This window comes from Tritonibacter scottomollicae, assembly GCF_032924845.1.
GTDB lineage: Bacteria > Pseudomonadota > Alphaproteobacteria > Rhodobacterales > Rhodobacteraceae > Epibacterium > Epibacterium scottomollicae.
In genome coordinates this window covers 670,192-689,078 of the sequence record NZ_CP136704.1, presented here as the reverse complement: position 1 = coordinate 689,078, position 18,887 = coordinate 670,192, and the positions used below count along the sequence as shown (strand labels likewise).

Sequence of the window (18,887 nt, the reverse complement as noted above, 5' to 3'; positions counted from 1 at the left end):
CAACCGCACAAGGGGGAGATCCCTGCACGCGGCGTCACTCTTGCTACGTCACGCTGTGTTGCCGTCCCGCCGGAGGGTGGCTACTGCCGTACTAACGCGCGGCGTGCGACATCGGCCTCACGCCAGGCCAGAAGACCATTGAGGATGCTTTGTGCCGTTCTCGCCTGCCACGCCGGATCGGTCAGCAACTCCAGATCGCGCGGGCTGGACATGAAACCCAACTCGATCAGCACTGACGGGATATCCGCGGATTTCAGCACCGAAAACCCGGCAGAGCGCAGCGGGCGGCGATTGACCGGTCCCCCCTGCTCCATGAGCGCCTCGATCACCGATTGCGCCAGTGCCTTTGATCGCGGATGCGTCTCCTGGCGCGCCAGATCGAGCAGAACATCCGTTACCACATCATCCGCTTCGCTCAGATCGCTGCCCGCCAGAAGATCGGCGCGATCATGGCGTTCCGCCAGTTTTGCCGAGGCCACATCCGAGGCGGCTTTCGACAGGGTGTAGATAACGGTGCCATGGGCCATGCCCTCTGTTACCGAATCCGCGTGCAGCGAAATGAAGATATCCGCGCCCTGCTGATGCGCCATGGCGATGCGGCGCTCCAGAGAAACGAAGTAATCGCCCTCCCGCGTCAGCAAGACCTCGAATGCGCCGGAGCGCACCAACCGTTCGCCGAGATCATAGGCAAAGGCGAGCATCAGATCCTTTTCGGCGATGCCGCCTTCTGCCTCTGCCCCGGGATCAAGTCCGCCGTGGCCCGGATCCAGCATCACCACGAGGGGGGCGTCTGTGTCGCGCGGCATCGGGCCCTCGATCTGTGCTGGCGCGGACAAATCCAGCCGTGGGTCATAGGGCGCCCCGGCCGCAACTGCAAAGGCCTCGGCGTTGGTCTGCGCCAGCGCCAGTTTCAGGGTGGCAGCGCTGGTTTCGCGATCAATTTCCATCGCTGCGGACCTCACCTGCATCGGCTCGGCCAATTCCAGCACCAGCCTGGACCAGCCGGGAACATAGCCGCCAAAGCGCACATTGCTGACTGGCGCTGCCTGCAGAAAGGTCGCCGCATCCAGTCCCGTCCAGTCCACTTCCTGAAAATCCAGCACCACCCGGCGCGGATCACTGAGGGTAAAGACCCGAAACGGAACCCCCTGGCTCAGCCCCAGTTCAAGCTGCACACCGGAGCCATCATCGCTGAGACGGCTTTCCTCGGGCAGCACCCGCGCCAGAGCCGAGAACCCCTGCGCCATTGCCCCGACCGGCAACAGCAAAAGCAAGCACGTCAGAATAGTCGCAAGTCCCCGCATCAGCGACGGCCTTCCATGAAGGTCTTGAGCCGGGCCAGACCTTCCTCGATATCCGCCGTAGATCGCGCATAGGAAAACCGCAGCGTTGTTGCGCCGCGCGCAGGATCGAAATCCAATCCCGGCGTCACCGCAACCCCTGCCTTTTCAAGTACTTCCGCGGCGAAGCTGCGGCTGTCGTTGGTCAGGTCGGACACATCCGCATAGACGTAGAAGGCCCCATCCGGCGGCGCGATCTTGGTGAACCCGGCTTTGGGCAGCCCCTCCAGCATCAGAGCGCGGTTCTTTGCGTAGACTGCAAGGTTGGCCTCCAACTCTTCGTGGCAGTCCATCGCAGCAAGGGCGGCAACCTGACTGGCGTGCGGGGCGCAGATGAACATGTTCTGCGCGATGCGCTCCACCGTTCGGATATGGTCCTCTGGCACCACCATCCATCCGACCCGCCAACCGGTCATGGAGAAATACTTGGAGAATGAATTGATGACATAGGCCTCGTCCGAGATCTCCAGTGCCGTCACCGCCTTCGCCTCATACTCGATGCCGTGATAGATTTCATCGGAGATGAAGCTGGCGCCTTCATCGGCTGCAGCGTCCATCAAGGAGGCCAGCGTCGGTCGATCGAGCATGGTGCCCGTCGGGTTGGCAGGGCTTGCCACCATCAGACCCGCAAGGTTCTGATCGCGGATATCGGCGGCGACGGGCTGTAGGCGATGTTCCGGCGCGGTCTGGATGTCCACGGGTTGCATGCCAAGCGCGCTCAGGATCTGGCGGTAGGACGGGTAGCCGGGCGCGCCAATGCCGACGCGATCCCCACTGTCAAACAGCGCCGTGAAGCTGAGGATAAACGCACCCGACGAACCGGGCGTGATCACAACGCGTTCCGGGTTCAGGTCGACGTTATACCACTCGCCGTAAAGCTGCGCGATACGACGGCGTAGCGCTGGCAGACCCAGCGCGACTGTGTAGCCCATGGCGTCCGTCTCAAGCGCCTGCGACAATGCGCGCCGCGCCGCTTCCGGCGCGCCGGTGGCGGGCTGGCCCACCTCCATATGGATGATATGACGTCCCTGTTCCTCCGCCTTGCGGGCGGCTTCCATCACGTCCATCACAATGAAGGGATCGACTTTGGACCGGCTTGAGTTTCGCATGCTGATCTCCCATGGTGCGGCCATGAGTTTTGACCGTGTATTCTCCTCCGCGTCAATCCCGGGCAGGCGCCTGTGGCCGCTTCTTTTCCATGCCGTTTGCGGCCTGTTTCACCGTGGGCGCATGACGGGCGCTGCGGTGGTCGTTGCGCTGGTGCTGACGCCAATGACGGCGCAGGCGCAATCCATTCGTTTGCTGCGCGATGCAGATATCGAGCATGGGCTGACGGAACTGGCCCGCCCGATCCTGCGGACCGCAGGTCTGAACCCGCGACGGGTGCGGATACTGGTGGTCAATGACAGTGGCTTCAACGCCTTCGTGATCGACCAGCGGGCGATCTTCGTCAACTACGGGCTGATTCTGAAGTCGGATACGCCGGAAATGCTGCAGGCGGTGCTGGCGCATGAAGCCGCTCATATCGCCAATGGCCATATCGGACGTCGCATCCAGAACATGAGATCCGCAAGCACGGCCGCCGGGTTTGGCGCCGCTCTGGGCATGCTGGCTGCGGCTGCGGGGGGCGGGCGTGCCGCCGCGGGGGTGGCGTTCGGGGTGCAATCCTCGGCTTTGCGAAATTTCCTGTCACACACCCGTGCGGAGGAATCCTCTGCCGACCGATCCGCCATCGGCTACATGACCGCCGCGGGCATCAACCCGAAGGGAATGGTGGAGCTGCATCGGATCTTTGCCGGCCAGGAGGTACTGAGCCCGGCCAGTCAGGATCCCTATATGCGCTCTCATCCGCTGAGCCGGGATCGTATCCGCGCTGCGCAGGCCTATGTGGCCAGCGCCGGAGACGGCACCCCGACAGATCCGCAAGCCGCCTATTGGCTGGCGCGGGTCCAGGGCAAACTGTCTGCCTTCACCCGCGCGCCCAGCTGGACCAAACGGCGGGTGGCCTCCGAGCGTTATGCGGATCTGAAACGCATGCGGGTTGCGGTCGCCCACCATCGCCAGAACAACCTCGGTCGGGCACAGGCCGAGATGCAGGCGCTGCTCGCGGCACGCCCGAAGGATGCATACTATCATGAGCTGTGGGGGCAGATCCTCTATGAGAACCGACGCTGGTCCGCTGCGGTCTCTGCCTTTGCCACCGCAGCAAAACTCGCCCCGAGCGAGCCGTTGATCCTGGCCAGTCTGGGCCGGGCACAGCTTGCTGCCGGCAATCCACGCGCGGCACTGGACACAATGGAAAAGGCGCGCAGCCTCGATTTTCGCAACGCAACCTTGCTTCGCGACATGTCGCTGGCCTATGCCAAGACCAAACAGACCGGCATGGCCGCACTGGTCACGGCAGAACGATACGCATTGCGGGGACGACTGGAAGATGCTGGCCCTCACGCCAAGCGCGCCACTGGCATTCTGCCACGCGGCTCCCCGGCATGGCGCCGGGCACAGGATGTGCTGATTGCATTTGAACAAGACGAGAAAAGGAAGAACAAATGATTGCCCCGACACGCATGGCCCTGATGGCGGCCTGCGCGCTCTCTCTCACCGCTCCGGCGGCGCGGGCGCTTGATCTGAACGACATGACCGAGGCCGAGCAGACGGCCTTTGGCGCAGCTGTGCGCAGCTATCTGATGGAAAACCCCGAGGTGATCCTGGAGGCCGTGGACGTGCTGGAACAACAGCAGGCTCAGGCAGACGCCCGGCGTGACGAAGCACTGGTCGCGGCCAATCTGCAGGAGTTGCAGGACGACGGCTATTCCTGGGTTGGCGGCAATCCCGATGGCGACATCACGCTGGTGGAGTTCATGGACTACCGCTGCGGCTATTGCCGCCGCGCCGCTCCGGAGGTCGAGGCATTACTGGCCGCAGACTCAAATATCCGCTTTGTGATCAAGGAGCTCCCGATCCTGGGCGACGCCTCTGTCCTGTCCTCGCGCTTTGCCATCGCCACCAAACTGGTGGCCGGTGACGCGGCCTACAAGGACATCCACGACACGCTGCTCGCCTTCAAAGGCGAACCCAACGAGGTCGCAATGCGCCGTATGGCCGAAGGGCTGTCGCTGGATGCCGACGCGATCCTGGCCAAGATGGATGCGCCCGAGGTGAACGAGCAATTGCGGCGCACCCGGACGTTGGCGCAAACCCTGTCGATTTCCGGCACGCCGACCTTCGTGCTGGAAGAGGAGATGCTGCGCGGCTACCTGCCTGCGGATCAGATCCAGATCATGATCGAGGAAATCCGCGCAGCGCGCAGCTGAGGGATGCCACCTTCGACGGGCGCGAGTGGCCCGGCCGCTATGACGTCCGGGGGGCAGCCAAGACACCAAGAGCATGGGGGCTCTGCCCCCAAACCCCCGAGATATTTATGAAAAGATGAAGGACAGAGATTACTCTGCCGCTTGCTCTACCGCCGCCGCCTCAGCATCGAGTGCGGCGGCTTTCTTTTCGACCTCCTCAACAATTTGGTCGATCATCTGGTCGTTGGACATCTTGTGGCTCGCCTTACCTGCCAGATAGACCATGCCAGAGCCTGCGCCCCCGCCGGTGAACCCCACGTCGGTCATCAGCGCCTCGCCGGGGCCATTGACCACGCATCCGATGATCGACAGGCTCATCGGCGTCTTGATATGCTCCAGCCGTTCTTCCAGCGTCTCCACCGTCCGGATCACGTCAAACCCCTGCCGCGCGCAGCTGGGGCAAGAGATGATGTTGACGCCGCGATGGCGCAGCCCAAGCGATTTCAGGATCTCAAAGCCGACCTTGACCTCCTCGACCGGGTCCGCCGAAAGGCTGACGCGCAGGGTGTCACCGATGCCCATCCACAAAAGCTGCCCAAGACCGATGGCAGATTTGATGGTGCCAGACATCAGCCCGCCCGCCTCGGTGATGCCGAGGTGGATGGGAGCGTCAGTGGCCTCCGCCAGCATCTGATAGGCGGCGGCAGACATGAAGACGTCGGAGGCCTTCACGGAGATTTTGAATTCGTGGAAATCATGATCTTGCAGGATCTTGATGTGGTCCATGCCGCTTTCGACCATCGCGTCGGGACAGGGCTCACCGTATTTGTCCAACAGATGCTTTTCCAGACTGCCGGCATTGACCCCGATGCGGATCGAGCAGTTATGATCGCGCGCCGCGCGGATCACCTCGGCCACGCGTTTCTCGTCCCCGATATTGCCCGGGTTGATGCGCAGACAGGCCGCCCCCGCCTCGGCGGCCTCGATGCCGCGTTTGTAGTGGAAATGGATATCGGCAACGATCGGGACTGGGCTTTCGCGCACGATCTCTTTCAGCGCGCGCGAGGAGGCCTCGTCCGGCACGGAGATCCGCACGATATCAGCGCCCGCATCCGCCGCCGCCTGCACCTGGGCAATCGTGCCCTTGATGTCGGTGGTCAGCGTGTTGGTCATGGTCTGCACCGCAATCGGGGCATCCCCGCCAACGGGAACATTCCCGACATGGATCTGGCGGCTCTTACGGCGTTCGATGTTACGCCAGGGGCGAATGTGATTCATGGACATGGCTGCCTCGTCCTGCTTGTCGCGTCCCCCTTAAATAGGCCGACACCCCGGAGCCTGCAATGGCTGTCCGGGGTGTCAGGTAAATCCGTAACGGGAACGCAGGGTCTGCGTGATCGTGATGTCAGTCCGAGACAGACCCCGGGGTGGTCTGAACCGCCCGCAGCTGTGCAACCATCGTGGCCAATGCCTCGTTCTGATCGGCCTCGAGATCCGCGAGCTGGAAACGTCCGCTCAACGCATCCGGCGAAAGTTCGACATTCTTTGTCACCTGACCACGCCCGCCGACAGGACCGTAGTGCTGGCCATTGACAGCGAAGTAGATGGCGCTGCTTTCGCCGGTGCGCAGGCGCGGCGCATCCTCGGTCAACGGCACCTCGAACGTCTGCCCCGGTTCCATGATGGTTTCAAAGATAACACTGCCATCGGCGGCCTTCACCTGAACCCAAGATGGTCGGACAGCAAGCATCTCGACTGACGGTGCAACGTCCTCAAGAACCTGTGGCACCGAGAGATCCGTTGCCTCATTCGCTGGAACCATTGCCTCCGCCAGCATCAGGCCGGGACGCTCCGTGCCCGCGAAATTACCCTGACCGCGCGGATCGAGTGTCGAAATCGGCGCGTCGCGCGCCACAAGAACCGGAACATCCAGGGCCTGCGGACGATACAGACGATCCAGCGCTTCCGTTGCGGGATCGTCGGTCACATCACCCGTCGCCAAGGCGGCAGTGGCCAGCGGGTCGAGTTCGGCAAGCACCTCGGGCGTTTGCTCTATCGGAGCAAATGTCACCTGCTGAACTTCGTGCAGCAGCTTCCACCCCCCGAAGGTCAGACCGCCAATGACACCGCACAAGACCAGCAAGGAGCCGATGGCACGCGGATCAACCTGGCTCAGCAGACTGTCGGTCACGGGCACGAAGGGCGTGGTGGAGTTGGTAAACGCGTCTGCCCCAAGCCCTTTTCCAGCGCCGTAGGTCAGTTCCTTGGGCTTGCGAACAGAGGCCTCGGAGGACATCCCATGCGCCACGGAAAACCCGCTCTCGGCGCAAAAGCCATTGAAGGCCTTCTCCGGATCCATGTTCAGGTAACGGGCGTAGGAGCGCACATATCCGGCAATAAAGCCCGGCGTATCAAAGACAGAAGGATCGCAATTCTCGATGGCGTCGATGTAGGAGGCCTTGATCCTGAGTTCACGCTGCACATCAAGCAGCGATTTACCCATGGTTGCCCGCTCGCCGCGCATCATGTCACCAAGGCGCACCTCGAAATCATCAAAGCCGCGGGGCGGCTCTGTTGTATTTTGACGACCTCGGAAACTGCGCTGCGTAAGGCGCCCGATCATGCCTGCTGTCCCATCAATACCTGCCGTTTTGCGACATATGCGCTGTACCAACCGATTCTCGATTCGTCAGCGCAGTTTCATTGATGAAACGATAACACAATTCTGTTTAATGAACACTTAGCAGTAGCTCATCCGGCTAGTTCGGCACGATTTAGCGCACAATGCGACCAAAGACTGTCCATGGCGCGCACCAGATGATCCATTTCCTTCGGTCCGTGCACCGGCGAGGGTGTGAAGCGCAGGCGCTCGGTGCCGCGCGGCACGGTCGGGTAATTGATGGGCTGCACGTAAATCCCGTAATCCGCCAGCAACATGTCCGACAATTTCTTGGTGTGGACGGGGTTTCCGACAATAACCGGCACGATGTGCGTGCCGTGGTCGATGATCGGCAGCCCCATCATCTTGAGACGGGTCTTGAGATACCGTGCCTGCTCCTGATGCTTGTCGCGCAAGTCCTGGGCGGTCTTCAGATGGCGCACGGAGGCTGCTGCGCCCGCCGCGATCGACGGTGCCAGCGATGTGGTGAAGATGAAGCCCGGCGCGTAGGAGCGGATGGCATCGCACATCTTGGCCGATGCCGCGATATAGCCGCCCATGACGCCGTAGGCCTTTGAGAGCGTGCCGTTGATGATGTCGATGCGATGGGCGAGATTGTCACGCTCGGCAACGCCGCCACCGCGGGGACCATACATGCCAACCGCGTGGACCTCATCAATATAGGTAAGTGCGTTGAACTCTTCGGCGAGGTCGCAGATTTCCTCGATCGGGCCAAAATCCCCATCCATGGAATAGACCGACTCAAACGCGATCAGCTTGGGAGCAGCCGGGTCGTCCGCTGCCAGCAACTCGCGCAGATGGGCGACATCATTGTGGCGGAAGACACGTTTCGCACCGCCATTCCGGCGCACGCCTTCGATCATGGAGGCATGGTTCAGCGCATCGGAGTAGATGATCAGGCCGGGCAGCAGCTTTGGCAGGGTCGAGAGGGTGGCGTCATTGGCGACATAGGCAGAGGTGAACAGCAGCGATGCTTCCTTGCCATGCAGGTCAGCCAGCTCCGCCTCGAGCTCCTTGTGATAGACCGTTGTGCCAGAGATGTTGCGGGTGCCCCCCGATCCGGCGCCGGTGGCGTCCAGCGCATCGCGCATCGCCTTCAGCACCACCGGGTGCTGGCCCATCCCGAGATAATCATTGCCGCACCAGACGGTGATGTCTTGCTCTGTCCCGTCGGGGCGTGTCCAGACGGCATGGGGAAACTGGCCACGACGGCGTTCAATATCAATAAACGTCCGATAGCGATCTTCCTCGTGAAGGCGTTCAATCGCTGCGTCGAGTTGTGAGGTATAATCCACCGTCATCTCCATAGCTGTCTGCCGTTGCCTGACCGGCCTGGCTGCGTCTTGATCCCGAACAGCCCTGCTGATGAAGCATGAGCGTCGTGATATATTTCACGGTCTCTAACTGGCACCCCTGTCCTGCACAACGTGATAGAGTGTCACGGCTCCAGCATCCTTGATACAGGTCAAATAAACCTTTTCTGGGCTTTTAGAACCATTCTGAGTTTCAGGCAAGCGCCAGAGGCCGCAATGGCGCCATGTGAAAGTAGCGCAAAACGCCGCAGACAAGCGCAATGGTTGCGGATCGGAAACAGCTGTTCCGAAGCGAGACGACGCCGAAAAACTGCCGCCGGTGTTCTGATACAATTGTGCGACTGGCCCTTGATTTATCCCACTGCTAGGCTCCGCTCCGAGACCCGCCAGCAGCGCCTCGACCACAAGGCCCGCATGCGGAAAAGCACTATTTTCAGGAGAGACCGATGTCCCTTACCCCCGTTCTCGACAAGATCGATTCCGATATCTCGGCTGCAACCGACCGGCTGTTGGAGCTGCTGCGTATCCCGTCCATTTCAACCGACCCCGCCTACAAGGCTGACTGCGAGACCGCCGCGGATTGGCTGGTGGCAGATTTGAACAGCATCGGCATCAAGGCCGAAAAGCGCACAACTCCCGGCCATCCGATGGTGGTGGGCCATGTGGGCGAGGGAAACACGGAAGGCCCACATCTTCTGTTTTACGGGCACTATGATGTGCAACCGGTGGACCCGCTTGACCTGTGGAACACGCCCCCGTTTGAGCCACAGATGGAAGAGACCAAAAACGGCACCGTGATCCGGGGGCGTGGCGCATCCGATGACAAGGGCCAGCTGATGACCTTCGTCGAGGCCTGCCGCGCATGGCAGGCTGTGCATGGCACCCTACCCTGCCGCATCACCTTTTTCTTTGAGGGTGAGGAAGAATTGGGTTCTCCCTCGCTGATCCCTTTCCTGGAGGCTGCAAAGGAAGAGCTGTCTGCGGATATCGCGTTGATCTGCGACACCTCCATGGTCGCCCGTGGCGTGCCGTCGGTGGCCTCGCAGCTGCGCGGCATGATGAAGGACGAATTCACCCTGATCGGGCCGAAGATCGACCTGCACTCCGGCCACTACGGCGGTCCCGGCCTCAACCCGCTGCGCGAGATTTCCCATATCATCGCCTCTTTTCACGATCCCGAAACCGGTGCCGTTGCCGTGGATGGATTCTATGAAGGTGTGCGTGAGGTGCCCGCCGATATCTTGCGCCAGTGGCAAGGCTGCGGCTTTGACGAGAAAGACTATCTGTCGAATGCCGGCTACACGGTGGCCCATGGCGAGAAAAAATACTCCACCCTGGAGCAGCAATGGGCCCGCCCGACGCTGGAAATCAACGGTCTGTGGGGCGGCTATCAGGGCGCGGGCACCAAGACGGTGATCCCGTCAGAGGCACATTGCAAGATCACCTGCCGTCTGGTCGGTGACATGGACCCTGCCGCGCTGCGCAAGAAGATCCGCGCCCATGTGGAGGCCCGCCTGCCCAAGGATTGCACCGTAAAATGGGATCTCGATCTGGACGGCGCCCCTGCCTATGTGATCGACACCACCCGCCCCGAGTTCGAGGCCGCCCGTGGCGCACTGACCGAGGAATGGAACCGTGAGGCGGTGTTCTCCGGCATGGGAGGCTCCATCCCGGTGGCCGGCTATTTCAAGTCGATCCTGGGCATGGATGCGATGTTGATCGGCTTTGCCAATGAAGATGACGCGATCCACTCTCCGAACGAGAAATACGATCTGGAGAGCTTCCACAAAGGCATTCGCTCCTGGGCGCGCGTGCTGGATGCTCTGAGCAAAGCCTAAGTTAACAATGCGTGGGGGCGATGGGCGCCCCCGCGCTTGCGTAGGACAAAGCCCTGGATTGAGCCGACAGCCGATACCGTTGCTTTCGAGGGCGGTCCCTGCTCTCGTGTCACTCCTCGCGCAGCACCGGCCTTGGGCGCGCGTCATCATCCAGCGCCACAAAGGTAAAGATCGCCTCGGTGACCTGCTGGGTCTCTTCCTGATGGCGGGCACGACGCCACGCGCGAACACGAATTCGCATCGAGGTGCGCCCGACCTTCAACATCTCCGCATAAAGAGAGACCTCATCCCCGACCAGAACCGGGCGATGGAACTGGATCTCTTCCACCGAAACGGTGGAAGCGCGCCCCTTGGACACACGTGCGGCGATTGTGCCTGCTGCGAGGTCCATCTGGCTCATCAACCAGCCCCCGAAGATGTCGCCTGCCGGATTGGTGTCAGTCGGCATGGCAATCACGCGGATCGTCGGCTGAGATTCAGGTGGGCTTTCAGGCGGATTTTCTGACACTGGCATGAATGGGCTCTCGTCTGTTCAACGGATGGCTGGGATCTGCCCCACTGTGTCGCCAGGATCTGCGCAGGAAAAGGCCAAACAGCCGCCTGAATGCGCGAAGAAACGACTAATGCCAGTGTTTTGGAAGTTTTTGCAAAAGGAAGTGAAAGTGGCGCGGTTGACGGGGCTCGAACCCGCGACCTCCGGCGTGACAGGCCGGCACTCTAACCAGCTGAGCTACAACCGCGCATTTTTGCTGACCTTGGTCAGCAGCTCCCATCCGGGACGGTCCTGATCCCTGTCGAGGGCCCTCAGGCGGGATGAAAGTGGCGCGGTTGACGGGGCTCGAACCCGCGACCTCCGGCGTGACAGGCCGGCACTCTAACCAGCTGAGCTACAACCGCGCATTTTCAATGCTGACCTTCGCCAGCGCTTCCCATCCGGGACGGTCCTGACCCTCTGACGAGGCCCCTCAGGCAGGGCAGCAGTGGCGCGGTTGACGGGGCTCGAACCCGCGACCCCCGGCGTGACAGGCCGGTACTCTAACCATCTGAGCTACAACCGCTTGCTGTGCGTTCAGCACCGTGTCTGAACGTTGGGGTGTAATATTCGCAGGTCGCAGGGGCCGTCAAGCGCAGAAACGCCATTTTTCTGGCTTTCGAGGGAAAATTTTGCTGCCGTCGATTAAACACATGAATTCGTGTGGGTTTCCCTGACCGAACCTACCGCGCCTTGGCGACGTCGCCACATCGCTCGCGATCCCGGGCAGAGCAACTTGTGCTACACCAACGCTCAGAGGACTGGGCCGCATGCCGAGCAACACCGCCGCCCCTCAGCCCCCCGCATCACTGAGGCGCAGACTGGCAAATACATAACGGACCGACGCAATATGGCCCGCGCAGCGCGACACGCCTCACTCATGGACAGGTCCATGCATATCCGTAAATTAATGTGTGATTGCGACTGGATTTTCTTTTGTTCGGGATCTAGCCTACCCAAGTTCAAACTCCGAGCCTGTCGCCTTCGGCCTCCCCGATGCCTCGACAGCAATCAAACTCGAACGGCATCCAGGGCGATAGCATCTTTTATGTGCGTTAATCCGGATCGTGGTCTCGTATTTGAACGTCAAAGTATTGGTTTCGAACTTTGGCCTTTAAATGGTTAAGTCATCAGTCATCATTTAGCTTTATTTTTACGGTAACAGATGTCGCCATCCGTTAACGAATACGGTGAATGGCTTCGATCACCGCTTGCAACACTGCACAAGAGGCGCAGAAACGGACTACGTCATGAGGATGCGTATGCTTACTTTGTCACCAGACCTCAGGCGCTCTGTCTCCACGCAGAATGATCTGGTGCGCGCAGACCTCCCGTCCCGGTTCGCGTCGATTACACTGATGTCGATCATGTCGCTTTACTTCCTGCCGATACGGACCGTCGCGGCGATCTACTGCATCTACGCTTTCGTCGAAATCATCGGGCTCGTCGTGTACAAAATGCTGGCGCGCAAAGTCACATTTGGCGCTGTCTTGCTGTTCACATCCTCGGCGTTCTGCGGCGTCTGGATTTTCAATGCGATCCCCGTGATGCTGTTTCTGCAACCGGATCCCTTCCCCAAACTGATGGGGGCGATGCTACTGACCATCGCGCTCAATCACTGTGTGGTCGCGCGTGCGGCCTGGATGTTCTTTGGTATCCTGACAGCTGTCCCGATCATCTGCGTCGTCGGCTACATGATCGGCAGCCTGCTCTATTCCTTTGCCGACCCGATCGAAATCGCCATTGCCGGGGTGGTGGTGGTGTTGGGGGCGGCCTACATGCTGAACGCAATGTGGGCGCAGCACCGCCTGACCAGCCGATTGCGCGAAGCGCTGGTAGAAGCTGAAGCTGGCAGCCGTGCCAAGAGCCGCTTCCTCGCGTCCATGAGCCACGAGATCCGCACCCCCCTGAACGCCATCTGCGGCATGTCCGAGCTTATTGAAGAAGGGCATTCCGACGCGGAACTACTGAAAGAGCGCACCCATCTGCTGCGCAAATCCGCACAAGCACTGACCGGCATACTCGATGACATACTCGACTACGCAAAGATAGAATTGGGTCATTTCGCATTGAACCTCGACGCCGCTGAGCTGAGGCTTGAAATCTCAAGTACGGTGGAAATGTTCCGATCACAGGCTGCAGACAAGGGACTTCAATTCGAAATCCAACTGGACGACTCCGTTCCGACCTATGCCAAGTGTGATGCCCTGCGCCTGCGTCAGGTGATCGGGAATCTGGTCTCCAACGCAGTGAAATATACAGAAAAGGGTGTTGTCTCGGTCAACGTGTGGGGAGAACCGCAGGACGGCAGCACCCTGCTGACTGTTCAGGTGACCGACACCGGGCGCGGCATGACGGAAGAACAGGCGGCCCATCTGTTCACGGAATTCTATCGCGCCGAGGACAAAACAGCGCCGAGCGTTCCGGGCACCGGGCTTGGCCTGTCGGTCGCACGCCATCTGGCCCGATTAATGGGCGGCGACATCACCTTTGCCACCCGCCCGGCAAAGGGAAGCAGCTTCACACTGGCTTGCCAGGTCGAAGCACTGCCGGCATCCGAGGCCCCCGCGATACCAGCGCAGGCAAAACCCGATGAGCGTCAGGACCTTGGTGGCATCCGGTCCGTCTTGCTCGTCGACGACACGGCCTCCAATCGCATGGTCGTGCGCGCCTTCCTCAACAACAGCGATGTTGAGATCATCGACGCTGGCAACGGTGCCGAAGCGCTGGAGCAGCTTGAAGAACGCTCGGTTGACCTTGTCTTGCTGGATATGAAGATGCCGGTGATGGATGGTCAGGAGACCCTGATCGAGATGGCGCGGCGCGGAGGGCGGATCAGTGCGACGCCGGTGATCATGCTGACTGCAAATGCCGCACCGGAAGATCAGGAACTGTGCCGCAGCCTGGGGGCCGCCGGGTATCTGGCCAAGCCCGTCAAGAAGTCCGTCTTGCTGTCCGAAATGCGCAGGGTCGCCAGCGCCCGGTCTTCTAAAGTGGCCTGATCCGCCTAAACCGGCACAGCCCCAACTATGAAATTTGCGCCTGAAGGTTGCAAATCAGTCGCCCGTTCATCGCGCGGCGAATGCCTGTGATCATGGCCCAATCAATTTCCATTTTTGCAATATGACTTGTCTCACAATCCAACAACTTGATCGCCCCTGACTGTCTGGTTGCCTCAGGCGCCACACCATCATTTCTCCACCCAATTAATTCTTAATTTACTATTTTAGGCGAATCTATTTTCAAATTTAAACAAATTTTCCCAAAGCTGCTTTTGGGAAGACTGAAAAGGTGGATGGGCACCGTCATGCAGTCGACAGAAATCACTTTTGAAAACCTTGGCGAGACAGGGGCTCTTTTCACTGAGCTGATGCGCGCACGGTATCATCATTTTATCGAAGCGCGTGGCTGGCCACTTCCGAATGTGCGCGGCCTGGAGTTCGATCAGTATGACACGCCAGAGAGCATATACTGTGCAATCCACGATGGCTTGGATGTGCACGGTGGCTTCAGGGTCACGCCGACAACCGCCAAATGTGTAAATTCCAGTTACATGCTGCGCGATGCGCAGCTTGGTCTGTTGCCAGACCTTCCGCCAACGATCCTAGACCACCCTGCCCCGCAAGACCCCAAGGTCTGGGAGGTGAGCAAAGTCTTCGTCGGCGACACGCTGAGCAGCCGTGAACGGATGAAAGTGCGGGACCAAATGGGGCTGAACTTCGCCCGCGTCGCGCGAAACTGGCATATTGATGCCTTTCTGTGCATCACCTCCGTCACCGTGGCGATGCTGACACGCCGGTCGGGGTTGGACATGCTCGCCGCAGGACCTCGGTTCGAAGCGGGCGGCGAAACGTGTCAGGCCTATCTCCTCAAGGTCAATGCAACCAGTTTGCGCAGCCGCGCCGCCTGAGTACGATGTGCGTCACATTCGAAATCTGGTCAGGCTATACTGGCGTCGGCGGACGCCAACACTGTGCTATGCGCCTGTGGCAAGGCAGACATCTGGCCTGAAAGCACCAGATCAGCTTGCCATTCCAGGTATCGGGACTGTAGAGAAAGCCGAACTTGCATAAATGGAGCCGGAGATGGCCGAGGAGCTTCTGTTCGAAGACGAACCGATGGCCCGTCAGCGGCTGAGACTGTGGCTGCAGATGTTGAAATCAGTGCGCCACGTCGAAGGTGTCCTGCGCGAACGACTGCGCGAGGGGCACAACATGACCCTGTCCCGGTTTGACGTTCTGGCCGCCCTCCATGCCGCACCTGACGGCATGAAGATGAGCGAGTTGTCCCAACACCTGGTGGTCTCCAACGGCAATGTGACTGGTGTTGTGGATCGGCTTGCCAAGGATGGTCTGGTGCAACGGGCCCCCTCGCCGCACGACCGCCGAGCATTCGTCGTTTCGGTCACTCCGGAGGGGCGCGAGAAGATGGATCAGATGGTGCGCGAACACCTGGCCTGGATCGACTCCCTGATGTCACATGTCTCAGAGCCGGATGTCGCACGGGCGATATCCGTGATGCTGGATATCCGACAAAAGCCTGACAGACCGTCCGACACCTGACATCTCGTCATATCAGACAGGCGGAGATGCAGAGATGCGGATGACTTCTGCACTCAGACGCTATGAACAGTCTCCTTGCTTTACACGCAGGAACAACCGGTCGTGCCTCGGGCATGTGTGCGTACCTGCGGATCTGGCCCTAACTGAATTACTTTGAACCTAAAGTAAAAAGCTGCATTTCGGCGCGCTGCGGGCCCGTGCGAGAGGCCGACGCGGTGGGATTCGCGACGCCTCGACGCCTGCCTACCGATGCTGCAGCGCAGAGAAAACAGGCGCTCCCCCGACAAAGTCCCTGAAAATTCGCCCAAAAACCAGCGTCCAGAAAAATATTCACTGCGATTAGAAACTTTATACTTGAAACAATGAGAAATATCCACCTGCATATATACCAAGCGAGAACAACAACAGGGATGAGGTCAATGAACCAAACAGACACGCTTGCCGCACTTGCCTCGGGACTTCTGGATGGGGGGATCAGGGTCGTCGATTGCTCCGCCCCGCTGGGACCGGACACCCCGCTTTTAAAGCTGCCGCCCGAGATCGCAGACGACACGCCCCAGATCGAAATTCATCAGATTTCGAGATACGGCGACCGTGGTCCGTTCTGGGCCTGGAACTGGCTCAAGCTTGGTGAGCATTCGGGCACGCATTACGATGCGCCGCACCACTGGGTCACCGGCAAGGACTATCCAGATGGGTCCGTGGACACGATCAATCCGCAAAAATTCATGGCCCCTGCAAATGTCATCGACTGTTCGGCGCAGGCCGCCGAAGACAATGATTTCCTGCTGACCAAGCAGGGCGTGCAGGACTGGGAAGCCGAGCACGGAGAGATCAAGGCTGGCGAATGGGTCCTGATGCGCACCGACTGGGATCAGTACAACCACGACGAGGACAAGTTTCTCAACACCGATGAGAACGGCCCTCACACTCCCGGCCCCTCGGCAGACTGCATCGAATACCTGATGGAGAAAAATGCGCTTGGTTGGGGGTCTCAGTGCATTGGGACCGACGCCGGACTCGCGGCCAGTTTTGAACTGCCCTTCCCGGCCCATAACCTGCTGCACAAGGCAAACCGCTATGGTCTGGCCTCGCTGACCAATCTCAAGGAGCTGCCCGCCAAAGGCGCGATCGTGGTCACTGCGCCGCTGAAGATCGTCAACGGAACAGGATCTCCGGTGCGTGTTCTCGCACTGGTCCCGGGGGCCTGAAACTATGTCATCTGCCACTGAATTCGACGTTGCCATCATAGGTTCAGGCATCAACGCGCTGACCTCCGGCGCCCTGCTGGCCAAGGCCGGAAAGCGCGTGGTGCTGCTGGAACGTGAATCCGTGGCAGGTGGCTGCATGCGCACCGAACCGCTCGGCGACGGCGTGCTCCATGACCCTTTGGCGACCACATTGGTCCTGTGGGTGACCGGAGCTGCCCATGCCGCCCTTGGCGACGACCTGACCCGTCACGGCGTCGAATTCTGCGCCACCCAGACGCCCACTGGCGTGCTCCTGCCCGACGGTCAGGCGCTGGTCTACCAGATGGATCGTGCCGCCAATGTTGCGGCCTTCAATGCGGCAGCGGCGCGCGATGGCGACCAGCTTTCTGCGGATCTGGACGCCTTCGGCGGCAAGGCTGATCTGCTGTTCGGCCTGATGGGCGGCGATCCATGGTCTCGCGCAACTGCCAAGCTGCTCGGCAAGGAGGCCTGGAAACGTGGCCCCCACGGGCTTGCCGCGACCATGGGGGAATCGCTGACCTCGATGCGGGGTTGGCTGGAAACCTCCTTCCAGTCCGAACTGTCTCAGGCGCTCTGGGCGCCGTGGTGCCTGCATGCGGGTCTCGGGCCGGAAGCTGCCTTTTCCGGACAGATGGGGCAGATCATCGGTTTTGCCCTCGAAGCCGCCGGTGCGCCGATCGCCAAGGGCGGCATCGCGTCCATGGTGCAGGGCCTGTGCGCGATCATCGAGGAACACGGCGGGACGGTGCGAACCAACGCCGACGTCAGCCGGATTGAACAGGCCGGCGGGGCGGTCACCGGCGTTACCCTCGCTGGCGCGGAGTATATCGCCGCGCCCTCCGTACTGGCCTCGGTCACGCCGCATCAGCTCTACGGCACGCTGCTGGAAACAGAGAGCAAAGCGGATGACCTGCGCCGCTATCGTTACGGCAAGGGAAACTTCCAGCTGCACTACGTCCTCGATGGGCCGGTGACCTGGCGCACGCCGGGTGTTGAGACCGTGCAGCTGTTGCATCTGACACCGGGATTGGACGGGGTCTCCAAGGCCGGAAATGAGGCAGAGCGCGGCCTGCTGCCGGAGGTGCCGACAATCTGCGTCGGCCAACCCTGTGCGGCAGACCCGACACGCGCGCCGGACGGGAAATCCGTTCTTTGGCTGCAGATGCCAGAGGCCCCGCGTCACGTCAAAGGCGATGCCAAGGGCGAAATCTCCGTCCCCGAGGACGGCAGCTGGACGCCGGAGCTGCGCGAGGCATTTGCAGATCGTGTCGAGCAGATCCTGGCCAGCCATATCGACGGCTTTGCCTCCAAGGTCGTGACACGACGGGCCATTTCACCTGCAGATCTGGCTGGCATGAATGCCAACCTTGTGGGCGGCGACCCCTATGGCGGCGCCTGCTCGCTGGAGCAGTTCTTTCTCTGGCGCCCATTTACGGACAGCAAACGGCACACCACCGGGGTAAAGGGCCTCTATCACATCGGGGCCTCGACCCATCCGGGCCCCGGTCTGTCAGGTGGCTCGGGCTATCTCGTAGCGAAGGAGCTTGGCGCATGACCACCGGCCCCGATCATCTGGAGGAGTTCACCCCCTATCTGATGAACCGCATCATGGCGCGCTACAACAAGGGTGTTGAAGAGGCCCTGAAGGAGGTTGGGATCACGGTGGCGCAGATGCGCGCGCTGGCGGTGCTGACCGAGAGCGGCCCCTGCACCATCAATACACTCTCGGTGCTGACGGTGATCAAGCAATCAACGCTGTCACGCACGCTGGACACGATGGAAACAGCCGGGCTGATCCGGCGCGAGGCCGACAGCAAAGACAGCCGCATCCGCCACATCCAGCTGACAGACACGGGGCGGCACGTCCACGAGACCGCCTGGCCGGCCATGCTGCAGATGCAGGAGGTCATGCTGTCCGCGCTCTCTCCAGACGACAGAAAGATGATGAACGATCTGCTGCTGCGCGTGTTCTACAACATCCGCCAGCACGATTTTTAAAAGGCCCTCGCGGCCCTGTCCCGATGAGGGGCAGATCCATGCCACCTGCATCGCGCATGTGGCCAAGTTTTCCGACATGGAGGCACAGCGACAGTGCGT

15 protein-coding genes and 3 tRNA genes are annotated in these 18,887 nt (G+C 60.6%); 9 read left to right on the top strand and 9 right to left on the bottom strand.

Annotation, left to right across the window (positions count from 1 at the left end; translation table 11 throughout):
* Positions 1–80: 80 nt before the first annotated feature.
* Together R1T40_RS03835 and R1T40_RS03830 are read right to left on the bottom strand one after the other, a co-directional pair.
* Positions 81–1,304 (bottom strand): N-acetylmuramoyl-L-alanine amidase, encoded by a 1,224-nt coding sequence (locus R1T40_RS03835; RefSeq protein WP_317385936.1) that lies wholly within the window; start codon positions 1,302–1,304, stop codon positions 81–83.
* Positions 1,304–2,449 carry a pyridoxal phosphate-dependent aminotransferase gene (locus R1T40_RS03830; protein ID WP_317385935.1) on the bottom strand — a complete coding sequence of 382 codons (1,146 nt, stop codon included), beginning with the start codon at positions 2,447–2,449 and terminating at the stop codon, positions 1,304–1,306. Before R1T40_RS03830 ends, R1T40_RS03835 begins: the two co-directional genes overlap by 1 nt.
* Here R1T40_RS03830 and R1T40_RS03825 point away from each other — a divergent pair.
* Both R1T40_RS03825 and R1T40_RS03820 read left to right on the top strand, forming a co-directional pair.
* The gene (locus R1T40_RS03825) at positions 2,448–3,893 is read left to right on the top strand and encodes a M48 family metalloprotease (RefSeq protein ID WP_394805014.1); all 1,446 of its coding nucleotides are present in this window, start codon (positions 2,448–2,450) and stop codon (positions 3,891–3,893) included. The two genes, R1T40_RS03830 and R1T40_RS03825, sit on opposite strands and share 2 nt — an antisense overlap.
* On the top strand, positions 3,890–4,654 hold the full coding sequence (locus R1T40_RS03820; protein ID WP_106164506.1) for a DsbA family protein: 765 nt from the start codon (positions 3,890–3,892) through the stop codon (positions 4,652–4,654). Before R1T40_RS03825 ends, R1T40_RS03820 begins: the two co-directional genes overlap by 4 nt.
* 129 nt (positions 4,655–4,783) lie before the next feature.
* Here R1T40_RS03820 and ispG read toward each other — a convergent pair whose 3' ends face one another.
* The 3 genes from ispG to hemA form a co-directional block, all read right to left on the bottom strand.
* Positions 4,784–5,917 carry a flavodoxin-dependent (E)-4-hydroxy-3-methylbut-2-enyl-diphosphate synthase gene (gene ispG, locus R1T40_RS03815; RefSeq protein WP_317385933.1) on the bottom strand — a complete coding sequence of 378 codons (1,134 nt, stop codon included), beginning with the start codon at positions 5,915–5,917 and terminating at the stop codon, positions 4,784–4,786.
* Positions 5,918–6,038: 121 nt separating this feature from the next.
* Positions 6,039–7,256: a helix-turn-helix domain-containing protein gene (locus tag R1T40_RS03810; RefSeq protein WP_106164504.1), complete on the bottom strand. Its 1,218-nt coding sequence runs from the start codon at positions 7,254–7,256 to the stop codon at positions 6,039–6,041.
* 128 nt (positions 7,257–7,384) lie between these two features.
* Positions 7,385–8,608, bottom strand: a complete 1,224-nt coding sequence (gene hemA / locus R1T40_RS03805; protein WP_317385932.1) for a 5-aminolevulinate synthase — start codon at positions 8,606–8,608, stop codon at positions 7,385–7,387.
* Positions 8,609–9,072: 464 nt separating this feature from the next.
* Between hemA and R1T40_RS03800 the strand changes: the two genes are divergently transcribed.
* Positions 9,073–10,464, top strand: coding sequence for a dipeptidase (locus R1T40_RS03800; RefSeq protein WP_317385931.1), 1,392 nt, complete (start codon positions 9,073–9,075; stop codon positions 10,462–10,464).
* A gap of 109 nt (positions 10,465–10,573) precedes the next feature.
* Here the strand turns inward: R1T40_RS03800 and R1T40_RS03795 are convergent, their stop codons facing one another.
* From R1T40_RS03795 to R1T40_RS03780, 4 genes are all read right to left on the bottom strand, one after another.
* Positions 10,574–10,978 carry an acyl-CoA thioesterase gene (locus R1T40_RS03795; protein WP_317385930.1) on the bottom strand — a complete coding sequence of 135 codons (405 nt, stop codon included), beginning with the start codon at positions 10,976–10,978 and terminating at the stop codon, positions 10,574–10,576.
* 149 nt (positions 10,979–11,127) lie between these two features.
* Positions 11,128–11,204, bottom strand: a tRNA-Asp gene (locus R1T40_RS03790).
* A gap of 80 nt (positions 11,205–11,284) precedes the next feature.
* Positions 11,285–11,361, bottom strand: a tRNA-Asp gene (locus tag R1T40_RS03785).
* An 84-nt stretch (positions 11,362–11,445) separates the two neighbouring features.
* A tRNA-Asp gene (locus R1T40_RS03780) sits at positions 11,446–11,522 on the bottom strand.
* Positions 11,523–12,246: 724 nt separating this feature from the next.
* Between R1T40_RS03780 and R1T40_RS03775 the strand changes: the two genes are divergently transcribed.
* The 6 genes from R1T40_RS03775 (at position 12,247) to R1T40_RS03750 (ending at position 18,788) form a co-directional block, all read left to right on the top strand.
* On the top strand, positions 12,247–13,998 hold the full coding sequence (locus tag R1T40_RS03775; RefSeq protein ID WP_317385929.1) for an ATP-binding protein: 1,752 nt from the start codon (positions 12,247–12,249) through the stop codon (positions 13,996–13,998).
* A gap of 305 nt (positions 13,999–14,303) precedes the next feature.
* The gene (locus R1T40_RS03770) at positions 14,304–14,906 is read left to right on the top strand and encodes an acyl-homoserine-lactone synthase (protein ID WP_317385928.1); all 603 of its coding nucleotides are present in this window, start codon (positions 14,304–14,306) and stop codon (positions 14,904–14,906) included.
* Between the two features lie 175 nt (positions 14,907–15,081).
* Complete coding sequence (locus R1T40_RS03765; protein WP_106164596.1) at positions 15,082–15,558, top strand: MarR family winged helix-turn-helix transcriptional regulator; 477 nt, start codon at positions 15,082–15,084, stop codon at positions 15,556–15,558.
* 419 nt (positions 15,559–15,977) lie between these two features.
* The gene (locus R1T40_RS03760; protein WP_317385927.1) at positions 15,978–16,769 is read left to right on the top strand and encodes a cyclase family protein; all 792 of its coding nucleotides are present in this window, start codon (positions 15,978–15,980) and stop codon (positions 16,767–16,769) included.
* Positions 16,770–16,773: 4 nt separating this feature from the next.
* A complete protein-coding gene (locus R1T40_RS03755) occupies positions 16,774–18,345 on the top strand; it encodes a phytoene desaturase family protein (protein WP_317385926.1) in 1,572 nt (523 codons plus the stop codon).
* A complete protein-coding gene (locus R1T40_RS03750; RefSeq protein ID WP_106164498.1) occupies positions 18,342–18,788 on the top strand; it encodes a MarR family winged helix-turn-helix transcriptional regulator in 447 nt (148 codons plus the stop codon). The genes R1T40_RS03755 and R1T40_RS03750 overlap by 4 nt, the downstream gene beginning before the upstream one ends.
* Positions 18,789–18,887: the final 99 nt, after the last annotated feature.

Coding starts and splice junctions, on each gene's coding strand:
- R1T40_RS03835 (WP_317385936.1), bottom strand. CDS start 1,304: ATGCGGGGACTTGCGACTATTCTGACGTGCTTGCTTTTGCTGTTGCCG.
- R1T40_RS03825 (WP_394805014.1), top strand. CDS start 2,448: ATGCTGATCTCCCATGGTGCGGCCATGAGTTTTGACCGTGTATTCTCC.
- R1T40_RS03830 (WP_317385935.1), bottom strand. CDS start 2,449: ATGCGAAACTCAAGCCGGTCCAAAGTCGATCCCTTCATTGTGATGGAC.
- R1T40_RS03820 (WP_106164506.1), top strand. CDS start 3,890: ATGATTGCCCCGACACGCATGGCCCTGATGGCGGCCTGCGCGCTCTCT.
- ispG (WP_317385933.1), bottom strand. CDS start 5,917: ATGTCCATGAATCACATTCGCCCCTGGCGTAACATCGAACGCCGTAAG.
- R1T40_RS03810 (WP_106164504.1), bottom strand. CDS start 7,256: ATGATCGGGCGCCTTACGCAGCGCAGTTTCCGAGGTCGTCAAAATACA.
- R1T40_RS03800 (WP_317385931.1), top strand. CDS start 9,073: ATGTCCCTTACCCCCGTTCTCGACAAGATCGATTCCGATATCTCGGCT.
- R1T40_RS03795 (WP_317385930.1), bottom strand. CDS start 10,978: ATGCCAGTGTCAGAAAATCCGCCTGAAAGCCCACCTGAATCTCAGCCG.
- R1T40_RS03775 (WP_317385929.1), top strand. CDS start 12,247: ATGAGGATGCGTATGCTTACTTTGTCACCAGACCTCAGGCGCTCTGTC.
- R1T40_RS03770 (WP_317385928.1), top strand. CDS start 14,304: ATGCAGTCGACAGAAATCACTTTTGAAAACCTTGGCGAGACAGGGGCT.
- R1T40_RS03765 (WP_106164596.1), top strand. CDS start 15,082: ATGGCCGAGGAGCTTCTGTTCGAAGACGAACCGATGGCCCGTCAGCGG.
- R1T40_RS03760 (WP_317385927.1), top strand. CDS start 15,978: ATGAACCAAACAGACACGCTTGCCGCACTTGCCTCGGGACTTCTGGAT.
- R1T40_RS03755 (WP_317385926.1), top strand. CDS start 16,774: ATGTCATCTGCCACTGAATTCGACGTTGCCATCATAGGTTCAGGCATC.
- R1T40_RS03750 (WP_106164498.1), top strand. CDS start 18,342: ATGACCACCGGCCCCGATCATCTGGAGGAGTTCACCCCCTATCTGATG.